We start from the raw sequence: 24,458 nt of genomic DNA, 5'->3' as shown, positions 1-24,458 counted from the left end.
TATACACTGTTCAGGATGCCTCTGTGCCCTAAGCCACGCGCTCGCGCAGTTGCTCTTTCACCAGTTCGAGATTGTGGCGGGCGGCGTGGTGGTCGGGCTGCAAGGCAAGCACCTGCTGAAAAGCCATCATTGCCGCCTCGTACGCGCCCATCTGGAAATAGGCGTTGCCCAGCACGAAAAAGCCCTGAACGTTGTGCGGGTCGCGCTGTAAGCCTGCCGTGTAGGTTTCCACCGCCGCCTCATACGCGCCCAACTGGTAGAGCGCGTCCCCGGCGTTGAAGAAGGCGTTGGCGTCCTCCGGATTCAGCTCGATGGCGCGGGTGAAGCAGGATAGTGCGCCCTCATAATCCCCTTGCGCCAGATACACCCTGCCCAGGTTCACCCATGCTGGAGCGAACTGCGGCTGCGTGACGGTCAGCTCGGTGTAGTCCGCTTGCGCTTCCTGCCAGAGGTTCAATCTCTCGGCGCAGGTGGCACTGTGCCAGCGCCATTCGGGGTTGTTCTGGAAGGCACTCGCCAGCCTGCGCCAGATGGCATAGGCATCCGCCCATCGCTCCGCCTCCTCATAACGTGTTGCCAGCTCCCGCGCGATTTCGGGGTTCTTAGGGGCGTCGCGATAGGCTCGCTCCAGTTCCTGCAGGGCGGTTTGCTTTTCGCCACGCGTGAACAGCAACTGCGCCAGCAGATAGCGTGCCTCGGCGAAGTTCGGATTTTCCGCCAGCGCACGACGACATTCCGCCTCACTGTCTTCCAGACGCTCCAGTCCCAGATATGCCTGTGCCAGTCCGTAGTATGCCTTGAAGCCGCTGACGCTGGTGTCTCCGCCCACAAAGCTATCGCTGTCGCGTGCGGCGATGGCGCGCTGGAACGCTTCTGCCGCCTCTGCATATCGGCGCAACGACAGATAAGCGTAACCGTCAGCAAAGTGCAAGCCGGGGTGGTCGATGCCTCGTCGAAGCGCACGCTGGTGGGCCTCCAGCACCTGCTCATGCTTGCCTGTGGCGAACAGGGCGTTTGCCAGCAGCACATAGCCCATCACGGCATGGTCGGCGTAGGGCTCGATGGCGTCCACAATGGGATCGAGCTCACGGGCGGCGTCGGCATAACGCCCTGCCACATAGTAGGCGTTGCCCAGATTGAACCGCTGGAACAGGTCGTTGGGGTTTTTCGCCACCTCTTCGCGCAACATGCGGATGGTGCGCTCGTCTTTGCCGCGGGCAGATGCGATGTCGTGCCGATAGCCGAGATGTCGGATGCGCACGCCTTTCAGGAAGGCGATTTCGTAGCCGTTGCGCTGCAGAGAAGGGGTCACCTGCTCGTGAATGCGACCCTCGAAGCGGGTGATGGGCAGGCGACGGAACAGTCTGCAGGTACGGTGGACAAACGTGCTGGTGTTCTGCCCTTCGCCGATATCGTTGATTATCTCCACGAGGTAACCGGCGAACTGCGGGTCGCGGATGGCGTTCAGCAGTCCCTCACCGCATCCTTTCTCGAGCCGCTCGTCGGCATCCAGCCACAGCACCCAGTCGCCGGTGGCGTGCTGCAGGGACACGTTGCGGGCATCGGAGAAGTCATCGCGCCAGGGATGGTGCACCACCTTCGCCCCATATCGTCGCGCAATCTCCACCGTGCGGTCGGTCGAGCCGGTATCCACCAGCACAATCTCGTCCACCACTCCCTGCACGCTCTTCAGGCAGTCCTCTAAAAACTGCTCTTCGTTTTTCGCAATCATGCACAGCGACAGGCGCGGGGCATCGGAAGAGTGTTTCTTGGGGGGGACGGGGCTTGGCGCCTGCAGCACGGTCGTACGGGCAGTAGCATGCGTTTCTGGCTGTTGCTGCAGCAACCGCTCGGCGTGCTGTAAAGCCTGCTGGTGCGCCTGCCTGCCCCGCTTGAGAATGCGTCGGCGCAGCTTCTGCACCAGGTCGCGCAGCAACTGCCTTGCCTCCTCGCAGTCGGGGTTCAGTTCCACGGCGCGGGTGGCGTGCCTCAGTGCCTCCTGCGAACGTCCCGTCTGCAACAGGATGTACGCGAGATGATAATGCAGTTCGAAGTCCTCACCGTGCTGCAACCCCTGTCGTAGAACGCCCTCCGCCCGTGCGATGCTACCCGCCTGGAAATAGGCAACCCCCAGCCCGCAATAGGCTTTCAGCTGGTCAGGGTCCTCGCGAAGCAACCTCTCCAGCAGCACAATCGCCTCATCCGGGTTGTCCTGCGAAACATGTTCGGCGGCGCGCAGGATGATGGTCTCCGTGCTTTGTGCGCCGGCAGCCTCTTCGCGGTGCGCACGCAGCCTCGCTGCCGCGACCTGCGCCGCACGCTCCCATGTCAGGTTTTCACGCACCCACCGGGCAGCGCGCTCGCCGACTGCTGTGGCTTCGTCGTAGTGGTGGAATACCTGTTCTATCAAGGCTTCCATCGCATTGCGGTCGGGCTTTGCCCAGAAGGGGCGGTTCACGGTTTCCATGTCACCGACGAGGTTGTCGGGGAAGTACTCCACCTCCGCGGGAATGAGGAAGGCACGTTCGGTGTTGCAGAAATCCTTCGCCGCACCAAAGTCGGTGACAATGACCGGCAGCCCGCACGCCATTGCCTCGGCAATCGGCAACCCGAACCCCTCCCCGCGATAGGGATGCACCAGCACATGGCAGGCGCGATACAGGGCGTTCATCTGCTGCTCGTCCAGCTCCTCGGCGATATAAACGATTTCGGGCACCTCGGGCTGCCGCTGGAACCAGCGAATCTGCTCCAGGAAGTTCTGCCCGCGGTAGAACGTGTTCGTGCCAAAATCTTTGATGACCAGCGCCACATCGTCGTTGCGGGTAAAGGTGCGCGTGTAACCGTCCAGCAAGATATCGATACCCTTGCGAGGGATCGAGCCTCCGACAAACAGGAACCGAAACCGTTTCTGCGTGGGCAGTTCCAGCGGCGGAACGGGTTCGAAAAAGCTTTCGGAGACACCATTGGGTACCACGAACACCTTATCGGGATGCACCCCATCGCGCACGTAGCAATCGCGCACGAAAGTGGAAGGAACCCACAGCTCATCGACGTTGCGGTTGATGGCATCCACCCAATCCAAAGGGATAGAACCGAACTCCCATGGCTGTATGACGATAAAGCGCTCCGCCTCCGGGCGTTGCCAGTTGGGCGGCCAGTGATGCCGAACCCACACATCCACGCGGGAAGGCAGACGACGCAGGCGATCCTCAATGTACTGCCAGCGGGCGTCGCCATGCAGCACCATGTCATCCGTGGGATGCGGTACCAGATAAAACTCCCACTCCGGAAACGCCCGATGCAACGCCAGCACCAGTTCGCGGTTCACCACTGCAAGGCTGTGCCGTGCCAAAAAGGCTCCTTCCCACACAATATGCAATGCCTGACCACCTGATGCCTTCTTCATCTGTTCCACCCCCTGTTTGCTACGCCGCCGTCCGACCCTGATAACGCGCCTGCAAAATGCCATCGTAGCGACTGCCCGTCCACCATATCCGTCCCAGCAGATTCTCGGGCAGATCGTCGATGACCTCGATATCCGCGCAGTGTTCGGGGTCGAAGCCTGTCGAAACGATGAACTGCGCCAGCAACTCGTAGGCTACCTCCGCGCGGAAAGCGTTGTAGGCTCCGGCATATAGCTGCAATAGCGCGCCGTCACCCGGTGAATGCTCCCTGAGATATTGCTCGACAACGGGTTGCCAGGTCTGTGGCTCGTTCCAGTCGGGCATGGCTAGAAACGCTTGCTGGCACCTCAGCACCTGCTCATATGCCTCCGCAGTCACACGTGCCGTCTCCGACCACGTATAGCGCTTCAGGATGTATTCGCGGAACGCTTCGCGTCGGGCGACATCTCTGTCCTCCCACGCTGCCAGTACTGCTTCCCGCACCGAGTCGATGTCTGCGGGGTTACAGTAGTAAGCGAACTCGCCGAAATACTCCCGCTCTGCACCCTGGTTGCCCACCACGATAGCACAACCCGCCAGCGCAGCTTCCATGCTGGTTAAGCCGGGTGTTTCCGCCCACGAGGGCATCGCGTGCACTCGCGCAGCGGCATACGCGCTCGCCAGCAGGTCGGGAGCGAGTTCTCCCACAAAATGCACGTTCTTGCCCGCCCAGCGTTCGCAGAGCACGCCATATTCGGGGTCGGACACCTTGCCCGCGAGCACAATGGGAATATCCGTATCTCGCAACGCCCACATCAGCATCAACTGGTTCTTGAAGGGCTCGATCCGTGCCGCGCACAGCACAAAGTCGCGCAACCCGAAACGCTGCATGAAGGCATCGGGGGTCGCCTCAAGGAACCTCTCTGGACGGACAGCGTTGGGAACTACGTGCGCGGGCTTATCGCTCAGTCCAAAGTATCGGCGCAGACTGGACAGCTCCCACCGACAATTCGGCAAAAGCAACTGCGCACGTTCCACCACCTGTTGCTTGACGTACCGCACCTCTTCCGGCTCATCCAGCGACGCCGCATCCAGCCCCTGCACGTGCAGATTGCCCTGCTTCCACGCCCGCAATGCCCGTTCGACCTGCGCAGCGTCCTCCTGCCGGAACACCGCCGCGCCGACCGTCACCGGATAAAAAGCGGCGTTGTCGCGGAAGATGGTCGAGACCACGATGGGTTTCTCCGCGCGGTTCAGCTGGCCTACTTTATCTGCATGATAGAGGCTGAAGACGTGCATCAGGTTATACGGCTCATCGGATAGTCTTAGCGATAGGGAGACATCCGCCACGACCCCCTGCTGTCGCAGCGCAAGCAGGGTCTCGAACAGCTGCGTTTCGCCGCCGCCCAGCATGTGGAGCGCGTTCTGGTGAGTGAGCATCAATACCCTGCACCGCACTGGTTCTATGCGTTGCCCCTTCCACCCAAAGGCGAACAACCACGAGCACGTTGCTTCGGGGTCTATCAGATGCACCGTTGCGTGGAAAGCCTGTTCCAGCTCGGCGCGCCAAGCTTCGGAGTCTGCAGGGAACCGGGGCGTAGCGATGAAGAAGCTACCGCCTTCCCGCAGCCGAGCCACTGCCTCACTCCATCCCTCACCAAAGGCGATGAGGGCATCTGCCTGTTCGTTATCCGCGACTACCTGCCATTCCGGTGCAGACAGCGCAGGTCCGACAGGTCCAACCACAACCACACGTCCCCCCGATGAACGTTGCAGTCGCAGCCACAGCCGTTGCCACCAGTTGGGAGGGGGAGCAGATTTCTGCTCGTCGGTGGATAGTGCCAGTATCTGCGAGAGATTCCTCTGGACAACCTGCACCCTGCCCGCAGCCACGTCTGCTGCGAAGCGGAAAAACTCTTCTGCACTGGCAGGCAACAGGTCGTTCCCTTCCCATCCCTTACTCAGGAGTAACTCGGCATAGCGAATCTGGTCGGCGAGAGCACTCATTGCCGCGCAAGCGGAAAGCAGAAAACCGTGTGCACCGTCCTGATAGCCCTGAGTCTCGTCGTAATAAAAGCGGAAGGCGTAGGCCATTGCTGCGGCAAGCGTCTGCCACGAGCAGGGAGCGCGTTTATCTAACATCTGCTGCGCTGCACTCTGCGAATAGTAGTTCAGCTTGTGCATGTAGCGTTCCAAAGTGGGCATCGAGTGGTGTTCAATAGCACACTCCGGGTTGTCGGGCGGGAAGAGAGCGATCTTGCCGAAGACCTTTACCCCTTCGTGTGCCCCACCAAGCCACTGAAACCTGCCCTTGCGCAACAGCATCGGCGCTTTGTAGCCCGGATACCATTGACCGGCATACTGTATCCACTTTCCCAGGAAGTAGTTCTTATAGGTGAGTTTGACCGCAGCTACCTCATCGTCCAGCGCAGGCAACATCTCTGCCAGTGCCTCCACCAGCGCAGGGGGCACTCGCTCGTCGGCATCGACGTAGAAAACCCAATCATAACTGGCGTATTGTGCGCTCACGTTGCGGGCGGCGTCGAAGTCACGGATGAGAGGATGGGTATATACCTTGTCGGTGTATCGTCGGGCGATTTCCACCGTGCGGTCGGTGCTTTCCATGTCCATCACGATAATCTCGCCCGCCCAGTCCTTCAGGCACTCGATGCACTGCTCGATGTTGTGTTCCTCGTTGCGCGTATGCACGATAACGCTGACTGGCAACCGTTGCTCCAAGGCTTTGCCCTCCTCCCGCGGCTGCTCCCACACGGTCGGCTCCGGCAGCGAAATGGTAGCTTGCCGCCCACGGTAGCCGCGACAGACTGCCACAAAAATCTCATGGTCGTCACGCGCGTCCCCTGCGATGTCGAACTCCATTGTCGTATGAGGCAGTCCCTTCGAGCGCAACTGACCATACACCTGCACGTCTTCAAACTGGCTGTTTAGCAGGCGGGAGAAGTCCTCCAGCGTCATCAGCGACACATGATAGGGGTCGGGATAGTGAATATAGACGTTTTTGTTCGGAGTGGATAGGATGACCGCGCCGTCTGGTTTGAGAACGCGTGCGATCTCGGCAAAAAAAGCCTGCATCTGTTCTACCGGTACATGCTCAATGACTTCGAAGCTCACCACCGAGTGAAAGGAGCCGTCCGCAAAGGGCAACCCCTGTGTCTCAGTGATGGGCGTGATATGTACGCGCTGTATCCTTGCGTGGGGATAGGTCTCTTCTCCATACCGCAGAGGATGTTCGTCCACGTCAGCGGCGACTACTCGTGCCGCGCTCCGCGCCAGTATCTTTGCTCCATAACCCACCCCGCAGCCTAAATCCAGCACGTGCATTCCCTGCACCCGTTCCGCAGCGAACAGGTAACGTTTGGCACTGTGGATATACAGTTCGTTCCAGGCGAAGCCTGGTGCCACCCGATTCTCTCCGCCACCATTTAGCGGAGGCACGTCATCTGGCACAGGAAAGTCGGCATTCAGGATAAGCCCATTCGCCGCATTCGGGTCCGCCTGCGCTGCCTGCAACGCGCTGATAAAGGCTCGGGTGACCAGCTGTTGCCATCCCTCGTCGAGGCACTGGAACGGCGTGGGGAAATCCAGGTGCAGGTTTCCGTCACGGATATTGACGGCGATAAACTGCCAGATCATTCGGCGTTTCAGCTGCCGGTGATACAGAAATACATCCGCTGTGTACAACGCCTGCCGGTCACGCTCCAGACGTATCCGCTGAATAACGGCGCCGTCGGCACCAGCAGCAATGAACTCCTGAATATCGCGTGCCGAATACGGGATAAAACAATCCCATGAAGTGGTGGGCATTGGCTGATCTCCTGATATCCTGAATCTTCCCCACGCCGGCTTGCTGGCTAGGCAGCAGCACGTGCTGAGGTGCTATCGCGGTAACTCTGCGCCAGTACTCGCCGCGCCCCAGCGATGCTGTACATCTCCTGCTTCAGCAGACGTTTAATCTCCAGAATCAACGTCACGTCGTCTGCCGAATAACGGCGTTGCTTGCCGCCGGTGCGCCTGGGCTTGAGGAACTCGCTGAACTCCTTCTCCCAGTAGCGCAGAGTGTGCACTTCCACTCCGGTAAGCGCGCTGACCGCGCCAATAGACATGTACCCTCCGTTGTACAATGGCGACCGTCGCATCGTTCTCCTCCATGAGAATGATGTTCCCTCGCAATCCTGCGAGGTGGTACCTTCCACGCAGATTATCGGCAGGCGCCCCCGTAGTCTGTAGTGCTCTGTAAGGTTTTGACGGAACGCGTACCGGCGTGATATACTGAGAGAGCACACTGCATCTTGGTACAGGAGGGGACACAGCGTGCGCAGAATCGGGTTTGCTTTTTGCTTCTGGTTGCTGCTGAGCACACTATCCCGGGCACAAACCGGGCATCAGACACCGCTGCCACCTTCGCCCGCTCAGCTGTCCACTGTGGAGCAAAAACGCGATAAAGATGCCCTTGCGGATGCGACGGGCAACAACGCTCGCGCCATGTCTACAGAGACACGCCCGCAACCGACAACGCAGCTGGAAAGGTTCGGCTACAGCTACTTCAAGCAGGCGCGAGAGGCAATCACCTTGCGCCGGCTCTACTTCCAGATGTTGCTGCAGGGGACACTGCAACGCAGCAATATTCCGCTTACATTACCGGTCACATCTCAGGGAGAAGCAGAAGCGGCTCCTGCCGCGCCGCCAGAAGCAACACACAAACAGGAATCCCCTCCACCTACCGGCGCGGTACAGAAAGCCACTCCTGTGACCAAAGAGACGTCGAAGCAGGAAACCGTTCCAGTTACTCCACCTGTACCGAGCCGTACTGAGGTGCCGACCACATCAGAAAGCGTACCACAGTTGCTGTTTCCGCCGGTGTACTACCCGCCGTCTGGAACACCGCAGGCACCAGGCACCCCCTTTGTGCTGCCTCCTGCAGATGCGCTAAGGAACTTCGTTGGCCCCGACGCGATGCTATGGATGAACGTGCTGATGCCTGCGCCGGAACGCTACCAGCTGGGACCCGGTGACCTGCTTACCCTGCGCTACTGGAGCGAGACACTGGAACCACGAGAGGCGACCGTGCGGATCGACCCACAAGGAGCACTCAACCTGCCGATGGGTGGCAGAATCATCGCGCGGGGACAGACCCTGCCTCAGTTGGAGGAGACAATACGTAAGGCTCTGTCGCGTGTCATTCGCAATGTAGAGGTGACGCTGACACTGCGTGAGCTGCGCACGATGACGATTATCATCGCTGGCGAAGCGTATGCACCTGGGAGCTACCAGGTGCCCGCTGTGGCTACTCTGTTCAACGCACTGTACGCCTGCGGCGGACCCAGCGACAACGGCTCGCTGAGGCGCATCCAGCTGAAGCGCACCGATGGTTCGGTGCATACCTTTGACTTCTACCGCTTCCTGCTGCACGGCGACGGCAGCCAGGATGTTCCTCTGCAGCCGGGAGACGTCATCTTTATCCCGCCGGTGGAAATGCAGGTGAGCATATCCGGCGAGGTACATCGCCCGGCGATATACGAGCTGCTGCCAACGGAGCGATTGCGCGATGCTATTGCCTTCGCAGGTGGCGTGAAGCCTTCCGGTGTAGCACAGCGGGTGGCTGTAACCTCCGTTCGCCCGGGTGAGGCACGCCAGCTCATTGACGCCAACCTGCTGGCATCAGACGAAGCGAACAACCCGCCGCTCTACGATGGCGACACCGTAGAGGTCTACAGCATCCGCCCTGTTTTCGCCAACATCGTCACCATCGAGGGAGCAGTAGACCAACCGGGCAACTACGCGCTGACCCCAGGCATGACAGTAGCAGACCTCGTGGAGCGGGCGCGAGGGCTCTTGGAAGATGCCTACGTTGACCGCGCCGACCTGTTCCGTACCAATCCGGACAACACCCAAACGCTGATACCCGTGCGTCTGGCACAGGCATTGCAGAGAGACCCGCAGGCAGACGTCCCCCTGCAGCGACGCGATAAGCTTGTGGTATATGCTCTAAAAGACGTGGAGTGGATGGGAGACCGTCGCGTGCAGGTTCGAGGGGCGGTACAGAAGCAAGGCGTATACTATCGCGCCGACAACATGCACGTGCAGGACCTGCTGCTGCAGGCGGGAGGGGTACTGCCCAATGCCTACGTCGAGCGCGCCTTCCTGCAACGGCGCAACCCCGATGGCAGTTACGGTCCGCTGCTCGCCATCGACCTGCGCAAGGCAATGCTGAACGACCCCGAACACAACGTACTCCTGCAAGACCGTGACATGCTGATGGTCTATACCCGCGAACAGGCTCAGTTCACGCCCGAAAACGTGGTCACCATCGACGGCGCGGTGCAATCGCCGGGCGCCTATCCCCGTGCGGAGAACATGCGCCTGGCTGACCTGATCCGCCTGGCAGGAGGTCCCCTACCTGAAGCCGCCGAGCGGGTGGAGATTGCCAAAGCGAGGAAACCGATCGGCACGCCGCCTTTGGAGGTTGACCTGAATCAGGCTTTGTCTGGTATGGAATCCAGCAACCCATTGCTGGAGGACGGTGATGTAGTGACAGTGCCGGCAAGGGGTGATTTCCGTCTGAAACCGCTGACGGTTTACCTGCGCGGTGCGGTGAAAGAGCCCGGACCGTATACCTTGCGTGCGCCCACCGAACGCCTCAGCGACATCGTGAGGCGGGCAGGCGGTCTGCTTGAATCCGCATATCCCCAGGCAGCTCGCCTGATGCGCCGCCCCGACCAGGTAATCAGCGAACTGCAAAAGACACTGACGGGGCGCATCCTGCAGGTACTGCAGGTCGTGAACGAGGAAGAGTACCGGCGTGCGCTGGCGCGGTCAGACGTGGAACGTGTGCGGTTCGCAGCCGAACTGGCGCAACCGCCAATCCCAACCAGTGCGTCTGCTCTGCTCGGACAGACTGCACCAACCGCTCCTGCACCCGAGAAGGTTGCCGAAGCTGCGACGCTGCTGACACGTGACCTGGTGTCGCAGGCACGCCCTCTGAAGGAAGAAGACCTGCTCCCTGCGGGTAACGTGCGTGTCGACCTTGCCACTGCTCTGCAAAAGCCCGGCAGCGAGGCGGATGTGGAGGTGCGCGACGGAGACATCATCTACATTCCCGAAAAGCCCACTACCGTAGCGGTTACGGGAGCGGTGGTCGTGCCCTCTGCGGTGCTTTACACGCCAAACAAGAGTGTCTCCTACTACGTGGAGTATGCGGGTGGATTTACCTCCGATGCCGCACGAGACAGGATACTGGTTATCCGGGCGACGGGAGAGGTGCTGCCCGCGCAAAAGGTACGCAGCGTGGGGTTAGGGGACATTATCTTCGTGCCGACAAAGGTCATGGCAGAGCGACTGCGCGACCGACAGGCGGAGATCGACGCAGTGATACGCTCTATCACCACAGGTGCGATTGCTTTCCGCCTGATCGAAACCCTGATCAGATAGGTCTCGTGTGCTTCCAGTCGCGCGGGTGGCACAGGGAGTGGTCCAGGTCGTTGCGAGGGTAGCACCACCCATGCTCTTTCGCAACGCACTTTACGCGAAGTTCGTGTCATCCGAAAGCCCAATGGCGATAGGTGCTGACCAGCACCCAAATCAGCAACACAGTCAATCCGCTGTATACCACGAGTAATGTCCATGGGCTGAGAGTGAACAAAGGGCTGCTGTCGGCGTAGCCGCCGGGAGCGTAATTGTTCATGATGGGTTCAATCACCGCGAAGGGGTTCACCGCTAACCAGAAGGTGGCTTCACGGCTCCCAACACCGGGGAAGATGAGGCTGGTCAGTCCCCACAGGATGAGCGTACCGAATACCCACACGCCGGCAAACAGATACGCCAGTGCGGTAGCGGTCACCGTCTTTCGGCTGAAACAGGATGCCGCCAGCGCTGCTGTGCTGTAAAACAATAGGGTCACCACCACGCACAGTGTCCCTAGCAGCGCTGACACTACGAAACGTGGCTCGATGGCAACACACAGCACCACCATGGGCGCGCCCAGCAGAAGGAGCAGAAACAGAGGTATCGTCCTGCCCAGCAGCTTGCCCAGCACCACTTCATGTGGTCGCAGCAGGGTGATGGTCAGCAGGTCCCAGGTCCGCTGTTCGCGCTCGCGTGAAACAGCATTGGCAGTGGCAGCGGGAGCACCTCCCACCACCAGCAAGGTCTCAATGACCAGGGTGAGAGTGAGCAGGTCACGGAAATCCCTGGTGTTGCGTACGCTTTGCAACGCCGCCCAGTAGAGCAACGCCACTGCCAGGAGGAACACCACGCCTGCCACCGCAAACAGCGCACGGTTCGGCGACGATGGACGCAGGCGATACAGCAGCTCTCGGCGGAGCAGTGGGTTCTCCCGCCAGTCCATCACGGCTTGTCCCCCTCTACCTCGAAGTAGACTGCCAGCACCGTCACCTGTTGACTGGAGGAAGACGGCAAAGGTGAAGCCTCCACCACTGGCGGTGCATCCTGTACCTCAGCCACCAGTAGCCCCCGAGAGAGGTCACGGCGTGGCGGGCTCATCACGGCATCAGGTGCCAGTCGCTGGGAACCGGCCTCTCGGCTCAGGCGAATACCTGCAAGGCTCAACCAGTTTTGCATCGCCTGCCTGCGCCATCCCTGCCCGCCAGGTGCATCGGCAGGCTGTGGCTGCGGGTAGCCGGGGAGCGGCGGTGGCGAAACGACAAACCGAGTAAACGTTCCGGAAGCCTCGGCCACGCTGATGCTGCTTCGCTCGCCCGGTCGGCACGATGCTGTGGTGACATAATAGCCATCAGGAAATACCACGCGGATGTTCCGAAGCGTGTAGGGAGTGTTGTTATGTACCCTGATAACGAGCTCGTCCTTACCCTGTCGGACGGTGGAGAGGTTCACACTGCCCATCAGGTTCATGGTACCGCTCAGGTGGAATGTTCGCGCCGACCACAGCGGTATCGGCACGTCACGCAGTTCCGCCGGCGTCTCCTGTGGAATCTCTGCCACGCGCCGGGATTGCAGGTCGCTTGGAGAGTTTTCCAGCAGGATGCCATCGATCCCCGCCCGCAGGCGGTAGCGTTGTGTGCGTGCGCTATACAGCACCCAGTCGCTTTCCACTATCGCCTGCGGCGAACCGGAGGTGGTGTACCATGCTGTCCAGTGGCGCATCTGGTGCGTGCCCACCTGCACCCGGGCCGCCATCAGGTATCCCCCCACAGATGTTAGCACCGCCAGCATTGGTAAGGTGAACCACGAGAGGTGAAGTCTGTCCAGCCTGCGCAGCACCATGTAGTTCAGTGGTATGAGTACCAGGATGTATACGCCCAGATAGGCAATCAACCAGTTCAGCGGCACGGGCTTTGCGGCAACGGCGTTCACCATCGCCTGCACGAACTGCGAATACAGCCCTTTTTGCTCCCAGAAGGGTCCTGCCCAGCGCTCACTTTCCGGAAATACCGCTAACGGGGGAACAAAACGGCGAACGTGCAGGCTCAGCAGTTTTCTCCACAAAGCGTGAGACTCGTTACCGCCGTTGAGGGGAGGCTGATTCGGGTCAAACGCCAGAAAAACCACCTGCCCCAGCGCTTTGGGTGCAACAACCACCAGCGGTATCTCACGATACCGCAGAATCACTTTTGCGTCACCGAGCGGGCGCGAGCGAACAACAGGCAATGCGTCCGCAGTTGTGCGCAGCGACGGTATCCAGTCCGCCAATCCCCCTGCCGGTACGCTGGACAGCCCCAGCGGCTCCACGGGAAGCAATCCCGACGGCTTCAGCGATTGCAGGCGGTTAATGTCCACACCGTGCACCACCAGCAGCCCACCTGCTAACACGTATTCTTTCAACGCCTGCTGCTGTCGCTCGGTGAGGGTATCCCAAGCGCGGTCATCCAGCGATACCGCTGCCACGCCGCGGTATGCAAGGGCACTGTCCGGCGGCAAGCTGTTGCGCGTCCTCCCGATAAAAAGGCGGCGGTTGTCCGCACCGGTTTGCGGGAATAGAGGAGGAGGCGGCTGGGGACGTGACGTGTCGGCAGGTAGTAGTCTCCCTCCCATGCTTACCACGCCCAGTGACCGCTGCGGCAGGTATGTCAGCGCGGAGTTATCCGTACCCAACCCCACCAGCAGGGGATACCACTGTGCCATCTTCGCGGATACTGGCTTACTGGCTGCCAGCAGTCGCCCACGCAGAAAAAGACGGGCGGTTATCTCGTAAGGCTCATCCGGAGTACACAATAAAACACCCACCGCCTGTGACACCGCATCTCCCGCGAGGGTAACCGCTTTTCGGGCGGTGGAGGAACCCTTCCAGGAGGTGGCGGTTACCTGCACCTCATAGACGGCAGGTGTCGAGCTGGCACGCCTGCCCTGAATCCACACGGTGACGGGGTAGCACCCCTCGCCGGGGCACACCCCGTCGAAGCCCGGCACGACATCCAGCACCAGCGGCTGCGCCCGTGCGGAGGTTATCCAAATTACGCTCCACAGCAGCAGACACCACATCGCGCGCCGGGTAGGCATTGGGGAAATCTCCTAGCGTACTGCGCTTTCTATTTCCTCTTCGGCGATGTCGAAGTTGGCGTACACCTGCTGCACGTCATCCAGTTCGTCCAGCATGTCCATCAGACGCAGAACCTGCTGTGCCTCTTTGCCCTCCACATGCACCGTGGTGGTGGGTAACATGGTAATCTCCGCGTTTTCGACGGGCAGTCCGGCTTTTTCTATCGCCTCACGCACGCGATGCAGGTCTTCGGGCTCGGTGTAGACCTCATAGAACTCTTCCTCGGTGCTCATATCGTCCGCACCCGCGTCCAGCGCAGCTGCCAGCACCGTATCCTCGTCGCCTGCCTCCCTGGGAATGCGGATGAGTCCTCGCGGTTTGAACATCCAGCTGACACAGCCCGACTCGCCGAGACTGCCACCGCACTTCGAGAAGGCAGCGCGCACATCAGAAACGGTGCGGTTGCGGTTGTCGGTCAGGCACTCGACCATGACTGCCACTCCGCCAGGCGCATAGCCTTCGTACACCACCTCTTCGTAGGCGGCACCGGCAATTTCGCCTGTACCACGCTGGATGGCACGCTTGATGTTCTCCTGAGGCATGTGGGCATCGCGCGCCTTCTGAATCGCCATGCGCAGGCGCGGGTTGGCATCGGGGTTTCCGCCCCCCTCTCGCGCTGCCACAATAATCTCTCGCGCCAGTCGGGTGAACAGTTTACCTCGCTCCGCATCCTGCTTGCCCTTGCGCAGGCGGATGTTGTGCCATTTCGAATGCCCTGCCATGTAACCTGTACACCTCCTTCCTTCACCGCCCGAATTATATCATGTAACGGTTGACCTTGACAATCACGCAAGGACATGTTAAAATTACATTGATTTATCAACAAAGTCAGGAATCGGGCGATGCCACTTTTTAGCGCAAAGATCGAATACGCTCTGCGCGGCATCCTTTACCTGGCACAGCAACCGGTCGGTTTGCCCGTGCAGAGCCATGAAATTGCTGCCGCGGAGCATATTCCAGGTCCCTACCTTGACCAGATTCTGGCGGTCTTGAAACGGGAGGGAGTGGTGCGCAGTCTGCGCGGTGTCGGAGGCGGTTATGAGCTGGCAAAGCCTCCCTCGCAAATCACGGTGGGCGACATTGTGCGCGCCTTCTCCGGAAACAGAACCTTCGAACCGTCGGAAGCCCTTGTGAGGGACAGCATCAGCACCACCACCATCCAGTGCATCCGCAACTTCCAGCGGCGCACCGCCGAGGCGATATGGCGGCTACTGGATTCGACTACCATCCAGAACCTGCTGGAGCAAAAACAGCTACTGGACCAGGCGCAAAGTATCGCACCATACCTGTAGAAGGGAGTTTCCTCCATGCGCATTGCAGAAGATGTGACCAAACTGATTGGCAATACTCCGCTGGTGCGCTTGAATCGCGTTACCGACGGGGCAAAAGCAACGGTTGCTGCCAAGCTGGAGTATTTCAATCCCCTCTCCAGCGTGAAGGACCGCATCGGCGTCGCGATGATCGAAGCCGCCGAGCGAGAAGGACGCATCAAGCCCGACACCATCATCATCGAGCCCACCTCGGGCAACACGGGCATCGCGCTGGCGTTCGTGTGCGCCGCGAAGGGTTACAGATGCATGTTGGTCATGCCGGAGACGATGTCGGTGGAGCGACGGAGCCTGCTGCGTGCTTTGGGAGCCAAGCTGGTATTGACACCCGGCGCCGAAGGTATGCCCGGCGCAATCCGCAAGGCAGAGGAGATTATCGCCACCGACCCCGACCGCTACTTCATGCCCCAGCAGTTCAAGAACCCTGCTAACCCCGATATCCATCGGCGCACCACCGCAGAGGAAATCTGGCGCGACACCGATGGACAGGTAGACATTCTGGTAGCAGGGGTTGGCACAGGAGGCACCATCACCGGTGTCGCGGAGGTCATCAAAGCGCGAAAGCCCTCGTTCAAAGCCATTGCCGTGGAGCCTGCTGCATCGGCGGTGCTGTCTGGCAAGCCGCGCGGACCGCATCCCATTCAGGGTATTGGGGCGGGGTTCATCCCGGACATCCTGCGGGTAGACCTCATCGACGAAATCATCCCCGTAGAAAACGAAGACGCCTTCGCCATGACGCGCCGGCTGGCGCGGGAGGAGGGCATTTTTGCGGGCATCTCGTCGGGCGCAGCGGTGCACGCTGCCGTGCAGGTCGCAAAACGCCCGGAAAACGAGGGCAAACTGATTGTGGTCATCGTGCCCAGCACGGGCGAGCGTTACCTCTCCACACCGGTCTATGCAGATCTGCCTGAGCGCGACGACTGGTAAGCACGTCCATTTCCCCCACAGGGCGGAGGGTTCATCTCCGCCCTTCCCACGTGAACTTTTGCCCGCGCGAATCGTCATAGAATATGCAAGCGGAACCGCAAGGGGGGGCTTCTCTTGGAGAGGGCGATGCGTTTGAGCGACGTCGATGCGGTGCTGGTGGCGCGGTGCAAAGGTAACGACCTGACCGCCTTCGACGAAATCGTCGAACGGTACCAGCACAAAATCTACGGCTACGTGAAGCGGCTGGTCGGTAACGAGACGGACGCGGAGGACATCACTCAGGAGGTGTTCCTGAAGGCGCTGAACTCGCTGCACCGCTTCCGTGAGGAAAGCAGCCTGCAGACGTGGCTGTTCCGCATCGCCACCAATCTTTGCCGCGATGCACACCGCCGCCGCCAGCGCGAAAAAGGGTGGTTATCCCTGTGGCGGCAGGCGGATGAGCAGAGCGAGACGGAGGAAGGAGGCATCGTAGACCCTCCAGATGACAGGTTCAATCCGGAGAAGCTTCTGCTACGTGAAGAGTTGGGCGCGATGTTGAGCGAGGCGATGGAGCAGCTGCCGCTGGCAATGCGCGAGGTATTGATCCTGCACGATGTGGAACAAATGCCGTATGAAGAGATTGCGCAGGCATTGGGCGTTCCCCTCGGCACGGTAAAGTCGCGTCTGTTCCATGCCCGCGCCCGCCTGCGCGAATCACTGGCGAACTATGTGTACGGAGTTTGAATGATGAAAGCCTGTCGGGAATGGGAACAGTTCATCGTGGAATATGTGGACGGCGTGATCGAGGAGCAACCGCGCCGGTCGCTGGAAGCTCATCTTGCCTCCTGCAAGGCGTGCGCGGAGGCTGTCAAGGTGCAACGGTGGGCGAAGCAGGTGGTGGGGCAGCTGGAGCACGAACACGTCCCGGATTATCTATCACGCCGTATCCGGCATCATGCACGAGGCTCTCTGCGTCGCCAGGGAGCAATACGTCTTCTGGCGCGTGCCTCCTTTGCAACGGTAGTAGCGGCGAGCCTATTGCTGGCATTCTGGTGGGGGAGCCTTCGCCCTGAAAGGGTGTCTGCCGTTCCTGTAGAGGAACCCACCGTCGCCCAGGCGATTGTGCAGGAGTACGTAGGCGCGATGAGCAACGACGGTTTCACCGACCCGTCACTGCAGTTGCTCGCCCGCGAAGCACAATGGAAAACACTGCGTCTGGAGCCGACGACACAATGAAAAGGCTTCTGATGGTCATAACCGTGTTGTCGCTGGCATGGTGTGCGTCTGCACAGGGGCAAACGCCCGTGCAATGGCTGGAACGCGTGGAGCGCGCGGAGCGCACGGTGTCTCTGGAAGGGGTACGGGTCACGCAGTTCTTCCTGCCGACGCCGACGCCCCCTGTTGAGGAGCATATCGTGCGTTCCGGCGTGCGTTATCGGGTGGAATATCTGCGCCCTCTGGGGCGTCGTGGCGAAGTTCTCATTGACGACGGAGTGCAACGGTTTCACTTCTTGCCTCGCCATAAGAAGGTAGACGTGTACCCTTCGGAGCAACCGCTGATGCTGCGCCGGCGGCAGGAGATGGTCCAACGGCTGCGCTGGGGAGAGCTGGTGCTGGAGACAAAGGACGCAGAACCGGTTGCCGGACGCAAGACGGTGCTTCTGGCGATGAAAAGCGCACAGGGCAAGCCACTGCGGCGATGGTGGATTGACCGGGAGTATGGGGTGATTCTGCGCATGGAGGAGTTGACCCCTCGCGGCGAGGTGCGGATGCGCACGGAGTACGTCCGCCTGACCATCCCCGCCGACGTCCGTCCCGACCGCTTTGCGCCCCGCTTCCCCGCGCAGGTACAGCAGCGAAACATCCTGCCTCCCACGAGGGTGTTCGCCAGTGTGGACGAGGCACAGCCGCTGGTACCCTTCCCCATCCGTCAGCCAAGAGAACTGCCCAGCGGTTATCGCCTGACGGAGGTGCGCCTGCGACTGATTCGGATGCGACCTCTGGTCAGCCTGCACTACAGCGACGGGGTCTCCTCGATGGCGCTGTTCCAAACGCGGTTGCCCTTGCGCGACGACATGCCGCTACTGCGGTCGCTGTCGCCACTCGATGCGCGGGTGCAGAAATGGCGGGACGGGGACGTGACGCTGGTGCTCATCGGCAATGCCCCACCCGAAGTCTTTCAGCAGATACGCACAGCGATAAAGTAGTCTCTTAGAGAGTGTTTCCAAAACCGCTTTAAGGTCTACCCCAGCGACTGAAGGATGTTGGCAACGCAGGCACAAAAGCCGGCGCGGCAGGTTTGTAGCCTCCGCAGGAGGCTTGGTGGGGGCCGCAAATCATGCTCGCCGAGAAAACCTGTTTGTCCAACACCCTCTTCGCCTAAGGAATGCAATAACTGTAGCGCTAAAGTAGTTTGAGAAACTCATCCACGCTCAAACCCGTCTGGCGAATTATCGCCCGCAATAGCCCTTTGGCAAGTTCATCATGGTCGGGAACGACAACCTGAGCAAAAGGTTCGTCACGGCGCAGGATGATGTGACTGCCCTCGCGCCGTTTGACGTAGAAGCCAGCCTTCGATAAAGCCTTGACGCACTGGCGTCCTGATATACGGGGAAGGTAACTCATACCGCTACGACTATCGCCTCGAAGCGTTCTTCGGGAACCGGCAGGTTATCCTCCTCGAGTGCCGCGATATAACCTTTTATCGCTTCGCGGATGTTTTGTAGGGCCTCGGCTTTTGTTCTACCTTGCGTCGCACATCCGGGCAGGCTCGGACACTCGGCAATCCAGAAACCATCCTCGTCTTGATAAAGCAGTACCTGGCGCATGGTCTCCACCCCCTCCTGAATTGTACCGCATCTGCGCGCCGTCGCGTCCAGACGATGACTGGCGTTTGCACAAAACACTCAAGCCTGTTGCGGTACCTCCGTCGCCTGTTGCAGGGTAGCTTTCAGTCCGAGGCGCACGCCCACAATGCCCAGCGCGAAGGCAACCCCACCACCGAGCAGCCAGTCCACCTGCCACAACAGCAGTCCACCCAGCGCGAACAGACCGCCATAAATCATCAGCACTCCACCGAACCACCCGAACAGCCATCGCCAGCCCATGCGCGTGCCCTCCACACCCGCTTCCCGCGCGATGTCTCCCCACCAGCCGGGCGGACGTACACGCCGATAGAACTCCACCAGCCTCTCGCGCGACACGGGTTCGGTGAGGAAGGTAATCACCAGCCACGCCACCTGTGTGGTGCCCACAATAATCATCAGCCGATAGGGAAAGCCGGCGGTTTCGATGAGCATGTCAAACGGGGATACCTTCATCCAGCCCATGGCGTACATCACCGAGTTGACCGCGAGCGCGGTGAGCATCGCGCCCAGCTCGCTCCACGCGCTGACTCGCCACCACAGCCAGCGCAGCACCGACACCGTGCCGATGCCCGCGTTCAACCCCGCCAGCAGCATCCACGCCTTGCTGATGTCCTCGGTAATCAGCGACACACCCACCCCCAGGGCAAGGATGAATGCGGTGGTAATCCTGCCAACCAGCACATAGTGTCTGTCGGGAGCTTCTTTGCGGATGTAGGCGCGGTAGAAGTCGTTCGTCAGATAGCTCGCCGCCCAGTTCATCTGCGTATCCATGGTACTCATAAACGCCGCCAGCAACGACGCCACCATGATGCCCAGCGCGCCGGCGGGTAACAATCTACCCATCAGCATGGGATACGCCGCCTCATCGCCGCCCAGTTTTGCGGGAATAGCCTCCGGGATGAGAATCAGCGACGCCAGCCCGACCAGCAGCCACCACCACGGACGGATGACGTAATGCGCGAAGGCAAACCACAGGAAAGCCAACGTGGCATGGCGTTCGTCGCGCGTCGAGAGGATGCGCTGCGCAATATACCCCTCCCCATCGGGACGCCCGACCGACCACCACTGCAGCAACACATAAGTGAGGAACGCAATCCAGAGGTCGCGCATCTCCGGCGTCGGGATGATAGCCAGCCTTTCCAGAAGACCGCGCTCCGCCAGCTGATTCACCAACCCGGTGCTACCTCCCGCCGCGCTGAGTGCGGCGATGCCCAGCCATACTGCCCCCGTGACTGCCAGAACAAACTGCAGCAGGTCGGTCATCACCACGCCCCACAGACCCGCGCTGAGGGTGTAGACGAAGGTGATGACAATCAGCACACCCAGAGTCTCCCACGGCTCCCAGCCAAAGGTCGCCCGGACGATTTTGGACGCGCCCAGAATAACCCACCCCATCACAATAGAGTTATAAACGAGAGAAGAGTACAGGACGCGGAAGCCACGCAGGAGGTCCGCCGCTCTGCCGTCATAGCGAATGCGGATGAATTCGAGGTCGGTCAGCACACCGCATCGTCGCCACAAAGGCGCGAAAAGGAACGTCCCCAGCATATTCGCAAACACGCCGTTCCACCAGAACCAGTTCCCTGCCACGCCCTGCTTACGAACCAGTCCGGAAACCGCCAGCGGCGTGTCCGCGGCGAAGGTAGTGGCAACCATGCTCGTTCCTGCCACCCACCAGGGCAGGTTACGCCCAGCAGCAAAGTACTCCGCCATGCTCTTCGAGGCACGCCTTCCCAGCAGCGCACCCACTACCAGCGCGAACACCAGATACGCCACGATAATGGCGTAGTCCACAGTGGTAACGTGTACTGTTGGTTCCATCGCCCTTTCTCTGACCGGGTTTTTCTGTGCATAAGTGATTTTGCGACACACTCTGAAATCCCTGCTACGGTTGAAGGGGGTTCGCCCCGTTTCCTGGGAGGACGAACCTCCCGGTGAGCTGAAAAAAGAGGCTCAACGGTTCGGCAAGAGCCTCGTCCTGCAGGCGGTCTCTGGCGGATTTACCGGACACCCCCGTGCCCTCTTGCCTTCCGCGTGTCACCGTGCTATACTTTTGAACGGATGCGCCCGGGTGGCGGAATCGGTAGACGCACGGGACTTAAAATCCCGGGCCGTAAGGCGTGCGGGTTCGAGTCCCGCCCCGGGCACGTGGTGCCGGCGAATACGTTTGCGAGGAGGAGCCATGCCACAACCTGAAGCTCGAGATGCTGTTATTATGGAACCACCCGTGAAAACAACAAGTCCTCTCGTCGAGGTGGAACAGTTACTGGAGCGCGCCGCGCAGATGGAACAATGTCTTCCCCAGCAGGAGGTACAACCGCAGATGCTACGTTCCGAACAGTTTGATGTGGACGTAACCGTTATCGGCGCAGGACCAGGCGGATACGTGGGAGCCATTCGCGCCGCGCAGCTCGGGGGGCGTGTGGTTTGTGTGGAGAAAGAGTATCTGGGCGGGTGTTGTCTGAACTGGGGATGCATCCCCACGAAGGCAATGATTGCCGGGGTGGAACGCTACCAACAGGTGAAACACGCGGAGATGTTTGGCATCCGGGTCGGTGAGGTAAGTATCGATTTCGGCGGGCTGATGGCACACAAAGACAAGGTGGTTTCTACCCTGCGCAACGGCATCGCCAGCCTCTTCAAAAAGAACGGTGTGCGCCACATCGTGGGAACCGGACGTATTGCAGGACATCACACGGTAGAGGTAGTGAAATCGGACGGCTCCACCGAAACCATCCGTACCCGTGCGATTGTGATTGCCACCGGTTCCGCGCCGGTACGCCTGCCAATAACCGGATTGGAAGGCGACGGCATCTGGACCAGCGACGACGCGGTGTCGGCGAAAGAGGTCCCACCCCGTATGGTCATTATCGGGGCAGGGGCAATCGGCTGTGAGTTCGGCTACATCTACAACGGGCTTGGGAGCAAGGTGACGGTGGTGGAGATTATGCCCCAGATACTGCCCCACGAGGATGCCGACATCGCCGCCGAGCTGCAGCGCAGCCTCACGCGCCAGGGCATTCGCTTCCTGTTGAACTCGCGCGTCACCGAGGTCAAGCACAGTAAAAACGGCGTCAAGCAGGTGGTGGTGCAGACCGAAAAGGGCGAGGAGGTCATCGAGTGCGAGGTCGTGCTGGTTGCTGTCGGACGGCGTGCAGTGCTGGACGGACTGGGGCTGGAAACGGTGAACATCAAGACGCACGAGAAAGGCATTGCCGTAAACGATAAGATGGAGACCAACGTGCCGGACATCTACGCCATCGGTGACGTGACAGGGCGTATCCAGCTGGCGCATGTGGCGTCGATGGAGGGCATTGTGGCGGCAAGCAATGCAATGGGGCAGGAGCGACGCATGAACTACCGCGCAGTGCCCAGCTGCGTGTACACGGTGCCGGAAGTGGCTTCGGTCGGGCTGACCGAGCAGCGAGCTCGTGAGCAGGGATACGACGTGCGCGTGGGTAAATATGCGTTCCGCGGACTGGGCAAGGCGATGGCGATGGGCGAACGAGAAGGTCTGGTGAAGGTGGTAGCGGAAGCCCGCTATGGGGAGATTCTGGGTATACATATCGTGGGCCCCCACGCTACCGACCTCATCGGCGAGCCGGTAACCGCCATCCAGCTGGAGAGTACCATTGAGGAGATGACCCACACCATTCATGCCCATCCGACCCTGACCGAAGCCCTTCTGGAGGCTTACGAAGACACCGAGAGGATGGCTATTCACAAGTGAGTGATATGGAAGGAGAGGAAGGCAAGCAAACTCCGGTACGCCGCGCACTGGTGGTGGGATTGCGTCTGCCACCCGATGTGATGGATCGCGCGGAATATATCGCTGCGCTGTCAGGGGCATCGCTCAAGGGGATGTTCCGCCGGTGGATCAGCCACGAGCTGCAACGCGACCCCCGCTGGAGCTCTGGGGTGATCGAGTGGAACGAGGCGAACGCGCGACGCGCACCTGCCTGCGCGGCGGTTTATCGTTTCCGCGATGCGCAGTATCAGGTGCTGTACGTCGGGTTTGAACCGCAGAACCTGCAACAGCGGTTGCTGGAACACTGGCGAAACCAGGACATTCCCGATGCTCGCTACGTGAGCTACCTGCCGGTGACCAGCCTCGCCAAAGGCAAAGAGGTACAACAGCGCCTCATCGCGCGAACGAAACCTCTGTATCAGACACCAGAAGGCAAAGAAGACCGACCGGAAGAAGAGTCCGACGAGGAATAGTAAACTGCTGACTTCCGTTTGAACTTTGTGGCTGCCGGCTTCAGCCTGCGCAAGGTTCAACACACATTGTAGTTAACGCACCCTATAGGGTGCGGCTACATGGGCTGACCAAAATACGCTGCGACGTCTTTCAGAACAGACGGACAGATGTGAGGTGTGCCGTGAGACGTATGCATCTATTGCTTGTGTTCAGTGCGCTCGTGCTGTTCAGCGCGTGCGCAAAGAAGCCATCCGCGCCCACGTCGGGTGAGGCTCCGGTGGGGGAGAAGAAAAAGTTGCGCGCGGCGATGGTCACCGACATCGCCGGTATCGGAGACCGTTCGTTCAACGAATCGGCGTGGCGTGGTTTACAGCGGGCGCAGAAGGATCTGGGTGCCGAAGTGCGTTTTCTGGAATCCGCCAAACTGCCCGACTATGAGCAAAACCTGCGCTTGCTGGCACAGCAGAAGTACGATGTGGTGATTGCGGTCGGCTTCGCGATGGAAGACGCACTGAAGAAGGTCGCTCCGCAATTTCCGAACGTCGTTTTCGCCATCGTGGACGGCAACGCCCCCGATTTGCCCAACTGCGTGTCGCTGAAGTTCCGCGAACATGAGGGGTCTTTCCTCGTGGGTGCGCTGGCAGGTGCCATGACCAAAACCGACGTGGTGGGCTTTGTGGGAGGCATGGAGATACCGCTGATTAAGAAGTTCGAGGCGGGTTACCGTGCGGGAGTGATGACCACCAATCCGAAGGCGAAGGTGCTTGTCGGATACACGGGCAACTGGACAGACAGCGCCAAAGGTAAAGAGCTCGCCCTGTCGCAGTTCGAGCGGGGAGCGGACATCGTGTACCATGCCTCCGGGCAGTGCGGACTGGGGGTCATCGAAGCCGCCAAAGCGCGGGGCAAAGGACATTTCGCCATTGGCGTGGATTCCGACCAGGACTACATCGCGCCCGGCTTCGTGCTGACCAGCATGATCAAGAGCGTGGACAACGCCGTTTTCGAGGTGTGCAAGTCTGTGCAGGAGGGCACTTTCCAGCCGGGCACACGCGACTTAGGCATCAAGGAGAACGGTGTCGGTCTCAGCCCCATGCAATACACGAAGCACCTTGTGCCCCAGCAGGTGCTGGACAAAATAGAAATCCTGCGCCAGATGATAGCGGAAGGCAAACTGAAAGTGCCTCAAAGCGAGGAGGAATTGAAGGCATTCCAGCCTCCCGCCCTGCCGTAGGAGGG

General features: G+C 60.2%; 18 protein-coding genes and 1 tRNA gene. 10 read left to right on the top strand and 9 right to left on the bottom strand.

The window, feature by feature from the left end:
* Positions 1–28: 28 nt before the first annotated feature.
* From K6U75_04975 to K6U75_04965, 3 genes are read right to left on the bottom strand one after another with little or no spacing between them, the layout of a single operon-like run.
* Positions 29–3,406 carry a tetratricopeptide repeat protein gene (locus tag K6U75_04975; protein MCL6474389.1) on the bottom strand — a complete coding sequence of 1,126 codons (3,378 nt, stop codon included), beginning with the start codon at positions 3,404–3,406 and terminating at the stop codon, positions 29–31.
* A gap of 19 nt (positions 3,407–3,425) precedes the next feature.
* Positions 3,426–7,208 (bottom strand): methyltransferase domain-containing protein, encoded by a 3,783-nt coding sequence (locus tag K6U75_04970; GenBank protein MCL6474388.1) that lies wholly within the window; start codon positions 7,206–7,208, stop codon positions 3,426–3,428.
* A 47-nt stretch (positions 7,209–7,255) separates the two neighbouring features.
* The gene (locus K6U75_04965) at positions 7,256–7,540 is read right to left on the bottom strand and encodes a MerR family transcriptional regulator (protein MCL6474387.1); all 285 of its coding nucleotides are present in this window, start codon (positions 7,538–7,540) and stop codon (positions 7,256–7,258) included.
* A gap of 175 nt (positions 7,541–7,715) precedes the next feature.
* On the opposite strand from K6U75_04965, the gene K6U75_04960 reads away from it, so the two are divergent.
* A complete protein-coding gene (locus K6U75_04960) occupies positions 7,716–10,832 on the top strand; it encodes an SLBB domain-containing protein (protein MCL6474386.1) in 3,117 nt (1,038 codons plus the stop codon).
* 106 nt (positions 10,833–10,938) lie between these two features.
* On the opposite strand, the gene K6U75_04955 is transcribed toward K6U75_04960, so the two are convergent.
* From K6U75_04955 to K6U75_04945, 3 genes are read right to left on the bottom strand one after another with little or no spacing between them, the layout of a single operon-like run.
* Entirely contained in the window at positions 10,939–11,751 is an 813-nt protein-coding gene (locus tag K6U75_04955) for a hypothetical protein (GenBank protein MCL6474385.1), read from the bottom strand.
* Positions 11,748–13,877 carry a hypothetical protein gene (locus K6U75_04950; protein ID MCL6474384.1) on the bottom strand — a complete coding sequence of 710 codons (2,130 nt, stop codon included), beginning with the start codon at positions 13,875–13,877 and terminating at the stop codon, positions 11,748–11,750. The genes K6U75_04955 and K6U75_04950 overlap by 4 nt, the downstream gene beginning before the upstream one ends.
* A gap of 12 nt (positions 13,878–13,889) precedes the next feature.
* Positions 13,890–14,639: a YebC/PmpR family DNA-binding transcriptional regulator gene (locus K6U75_04945; protein MCL6474383.1), complete on the bottom strand. Its 750-nt coding sequence runs from the start codon at positions 14,637–14,639 to the stop codon at positions 13,890–13,892.
* 120 nt (positions 14,640–14,759) lie between these two features.
* Between K6U75_04945 and K6U75_04940 the strand changes: the two genes are divergently transcribed.
* From K6U75_04940 to K6U75_04920, 5 genes are all read left to right on the top strand, one after another.
* Positions 14,760–15,209: an Rrf2 family transcriptional regulator gene (locus K6U75_04940; protein MCL6474382.1), complete on the top strand. Its 450-nt coding sequence runs from the start codon at positions 14,760–14,762 to the stop codon at positions 15,207–15,209.
* 15 nt (positions 15,210–15,224) lie between these two features.
* Positions 15,225–16,172, top strand: coding sequence for a cysteine synthase A (gene cysK, locus K6U75_04935; GenBank protein ID MCL6474381.1), 948 nt, complete (start codon positions 15,225–15,227; stop codon positions 16,170–16,172).
* Between the two features lie 126 nt (positions 16,173–16,298).
* On the top strand, positions 16,299–16,895 hold the full coding sequence (locus tag K6U75_04930) for a sigma-70 family RNA polymerase sigma factor (protein ID MCL6474380.1): 597 nt from the start codon (positions 16,299–16,301) through the stop codon (positions 16,893–16,895).
* Positions 16,896–17,387, top strand: coding sequence for a zf-HC2 domain-containing protein (locus K6U75_04925; protein ID MCL6474379.1), 492 nt, complete (start codon positions 16,896–16,898; stop codon positions 17,385–17,387). It abuts the gene before it with no gap.
* Positions 17,384–18,358, top strand: a complete 975-nt coding sequence (locus K6U75_04920) for a hypothetical protein (GenBank protein ID MCL6474378.1) — start codon at positions 17,384–17,386, stop codon at positions 18,356–18,358. The genes K6U75_04925 and K6U75_04920 overlap by 4 nt, the downstream gene beginning before the upstream one ends.
* A 196-nt stretch (positions 18,359–18,554) precedes the next feature.
* On the opposite strand, the gene K6U75_04915 is transcribed toward K6U75_04920, so the two are convergent.
* The 3 genes from K6U75_04915 to K6U75_04905 form a co-directional block, all read right to left on the bottom strand.
* Positions 18,555–18,776 (bottom strand): type II toxin-antitoxin system HicA family toxin, encoded by a 222-nt coding sequence (locus tag K6U75_04915; GenBank protein ID MCL6474377.1) that lies wholly within the window; start codon positions 18,774–18,776, stop codon positions 18,555–18,557.
* The gene (locus K6U75_04910) at positions 18,773–18,979 is read right to left on the bottom strand and encodes a type II toxin-antitoxin system HicB family antitoxin (protein ID MCL6474376.1); all 207 of its coding nucleotides are present in this window, start codon (positions 18,977–18,979) and stop codon (positions 18,773–18,775) included. The genes K6U75_04915 and K6U75_04910 overlap by 4 nt, the downstream gene beginning before the upstream one ends.
* A gap of 78 nt (positions 18,980–19,057) precedes the next feature.
* Positions 19,058–20,839 (bottom strand): Na+:solute symporter, encoded by a 1,782-nt coding sequence (locus K6U75_04905; protein ID MCL6474375.1) that lies wholly within the window; start codon positions 20,837–20,839, stop codon positions 19,058–19,060.
* A gap of 244 nt (positions 20,840–21,083) precedes the next feature.
* Here K6U75_04905 and K6U75_04900 point away from each other — a divergent pair.
* From K6U75_04900 to K6U75_04885, 4 genes are all read left to right on the top strand, one after another.
* A tRNA-Leu gene (locus K6U75_04900) sits at positions 21,084–21,165 on the top strand.
* A 35-nt stretch (positions 21,166–21,200) separates the two neighbouring features.
* The gene (lpdA, locus tag K6U75_04895; GenBank protein MCL6474374.1) at positions 21,201–22,748 is read left to right on the top strand and encodes a dihydrolipoyl dehydrogenase; all 1,548 of its coding nucleotides are present in this window, start codon (positions 21,201–21,203) and stop codon (positions 22,746–22,748) included.
* Entirely contained in the window at positions 22,745–23,239 is a 495-nt protein-coding gene (locus K6U75_04890) for a hypothetical protein (protein MCL6474373.1), read from the top strand. The genes lpdA and K6U75_04890 overlap by 4 nt, the downstream gene beginning before the upstream one ends.
* A 161-nt stretch (positions 23,240–23,400) precedes the next feature.
* Positions 23,401–24,453 (top strand): BMP family ABC transporter substrate-binding protein, encoded by a 1,053-nt coding sequence (locus K6U75_04885; protein MCL6474372.1) that lies wholly within the window; start codon positions 23,401–23,403, stop codon positions 24,451–24,453.
* The last annotated feature ends 5 nt before the right edge of the window (positions 24,454–24,458 follow it).

It is taken from the genome of Bacillota bacterium (assembly GCA_023511455.1).
GTDB lineage: Bacteria > Armatimonadota > HRBIN16 > HRBIN16 > HRBIN16 > HRBIN16.
This window is presented reverse-complemented; position numbering and strand designations above follow the sequence as displayed.

Excerpts from the sequence above, each read along its gene's own strand:
- K6U75_04975 (MCL6474389.1), bottom strand. The coding sequence starts at position 3,406 with ATGAAGAAGGCATCAGGTGGTCAGGCATTGCATATTGTGTGGGAAGGA.
- K6U75_04970 (MCL6474388.1), bottom strand. The coding sequence starts at position 7,208 with ATGCCCACCACTTCATGGGATTGTTTTATCCCGTATTCGGCACGCGAT.
- K6U75_04965 (MCL6474387.1), bottom strand. The coding sequence starts at position 7,540 with ATGCGACGGTCGCCATTGTACAACGGAGGGTACATGTCTATTGGCGCG.
- K6U75_04950 (MCL6474384.1), bottom strand. The coding sequence starts at position 13,877 with ATGCCTACCCGGCGCGCGATGTGGTGTCTGCTGCTGTGGAGCGTAATT.
- K6U75_04945 (MCL6474383.1), bottom strand. The coding sequence starts at position 14,639 with ATGGCAGGGCATTCGAAATGGCACAACATCCGCCTGCGCAAGGGCAAG.
- K6U75_04940 (MCL6474382.1), top strand. The coding sequence starts at position 14,760 with ATGCCACTTTTTAGCGCAAAGATCGAATACGCTCTGCGCGGCATCCTT.
- cysK (MCL6474381.1), top strand. The coding sequence starts at position 15,225 with ATGCGCATTGCAGAAGATGTGACCAAACTGATTGGCAATACTCCGCTG.
- K6U75_04930 (MCL6474380.1), top strand. The coding sequence starts at position 16,299 with ATGCGTTTGAGCGACGTCGATGCGGTGCTGGTGGCGCGGTGCAAAGGT.
- K6U75_04925 (MCL6474379.1), top strand. The coding sequence starts at position 16,896 with ATGATGAAAGCCTGTCGGGAATGGGAACAGTTCATCGTGGAATATGTG.
- K6U75_04920 (MCL6474378.1), top strand. The coding sequence starts at position 17,384 with ATGAAAAGGCTTCTGATGGTCATAACCGTGTTGTCGCTGGCATGGTGT.
- K6U75_04915 (MCL6474377.1), bottom strand. The coding sequence starts at position 18,776 with ATGAGTTACCTTCCCCGTATATCAGGACGCCAGTGCGTCAAGGCTTTA.
- K6U75_04910 (MCL6474376.1), bottom strand. The coding sequence starts at position 18,979 with ATGCGCCAGGTACTGCTTTATCAAGACGAGGATGGTTTCTGGATTGCC.
- K6U75_04905 (MCL6474375.1), bottom strand. The coding sequence starts at position 20,839 with ATGGAACCAACAGTACACGTTACCACTGTGGACTACGCCATTATCGTG.
- lpdA (MCL6474374.1), top strand. The coding sequence starts at position 21,201 with ATGCCACAACCTGAAGCTCGAGATGCTGTTATTATGGAACCACCCGTG.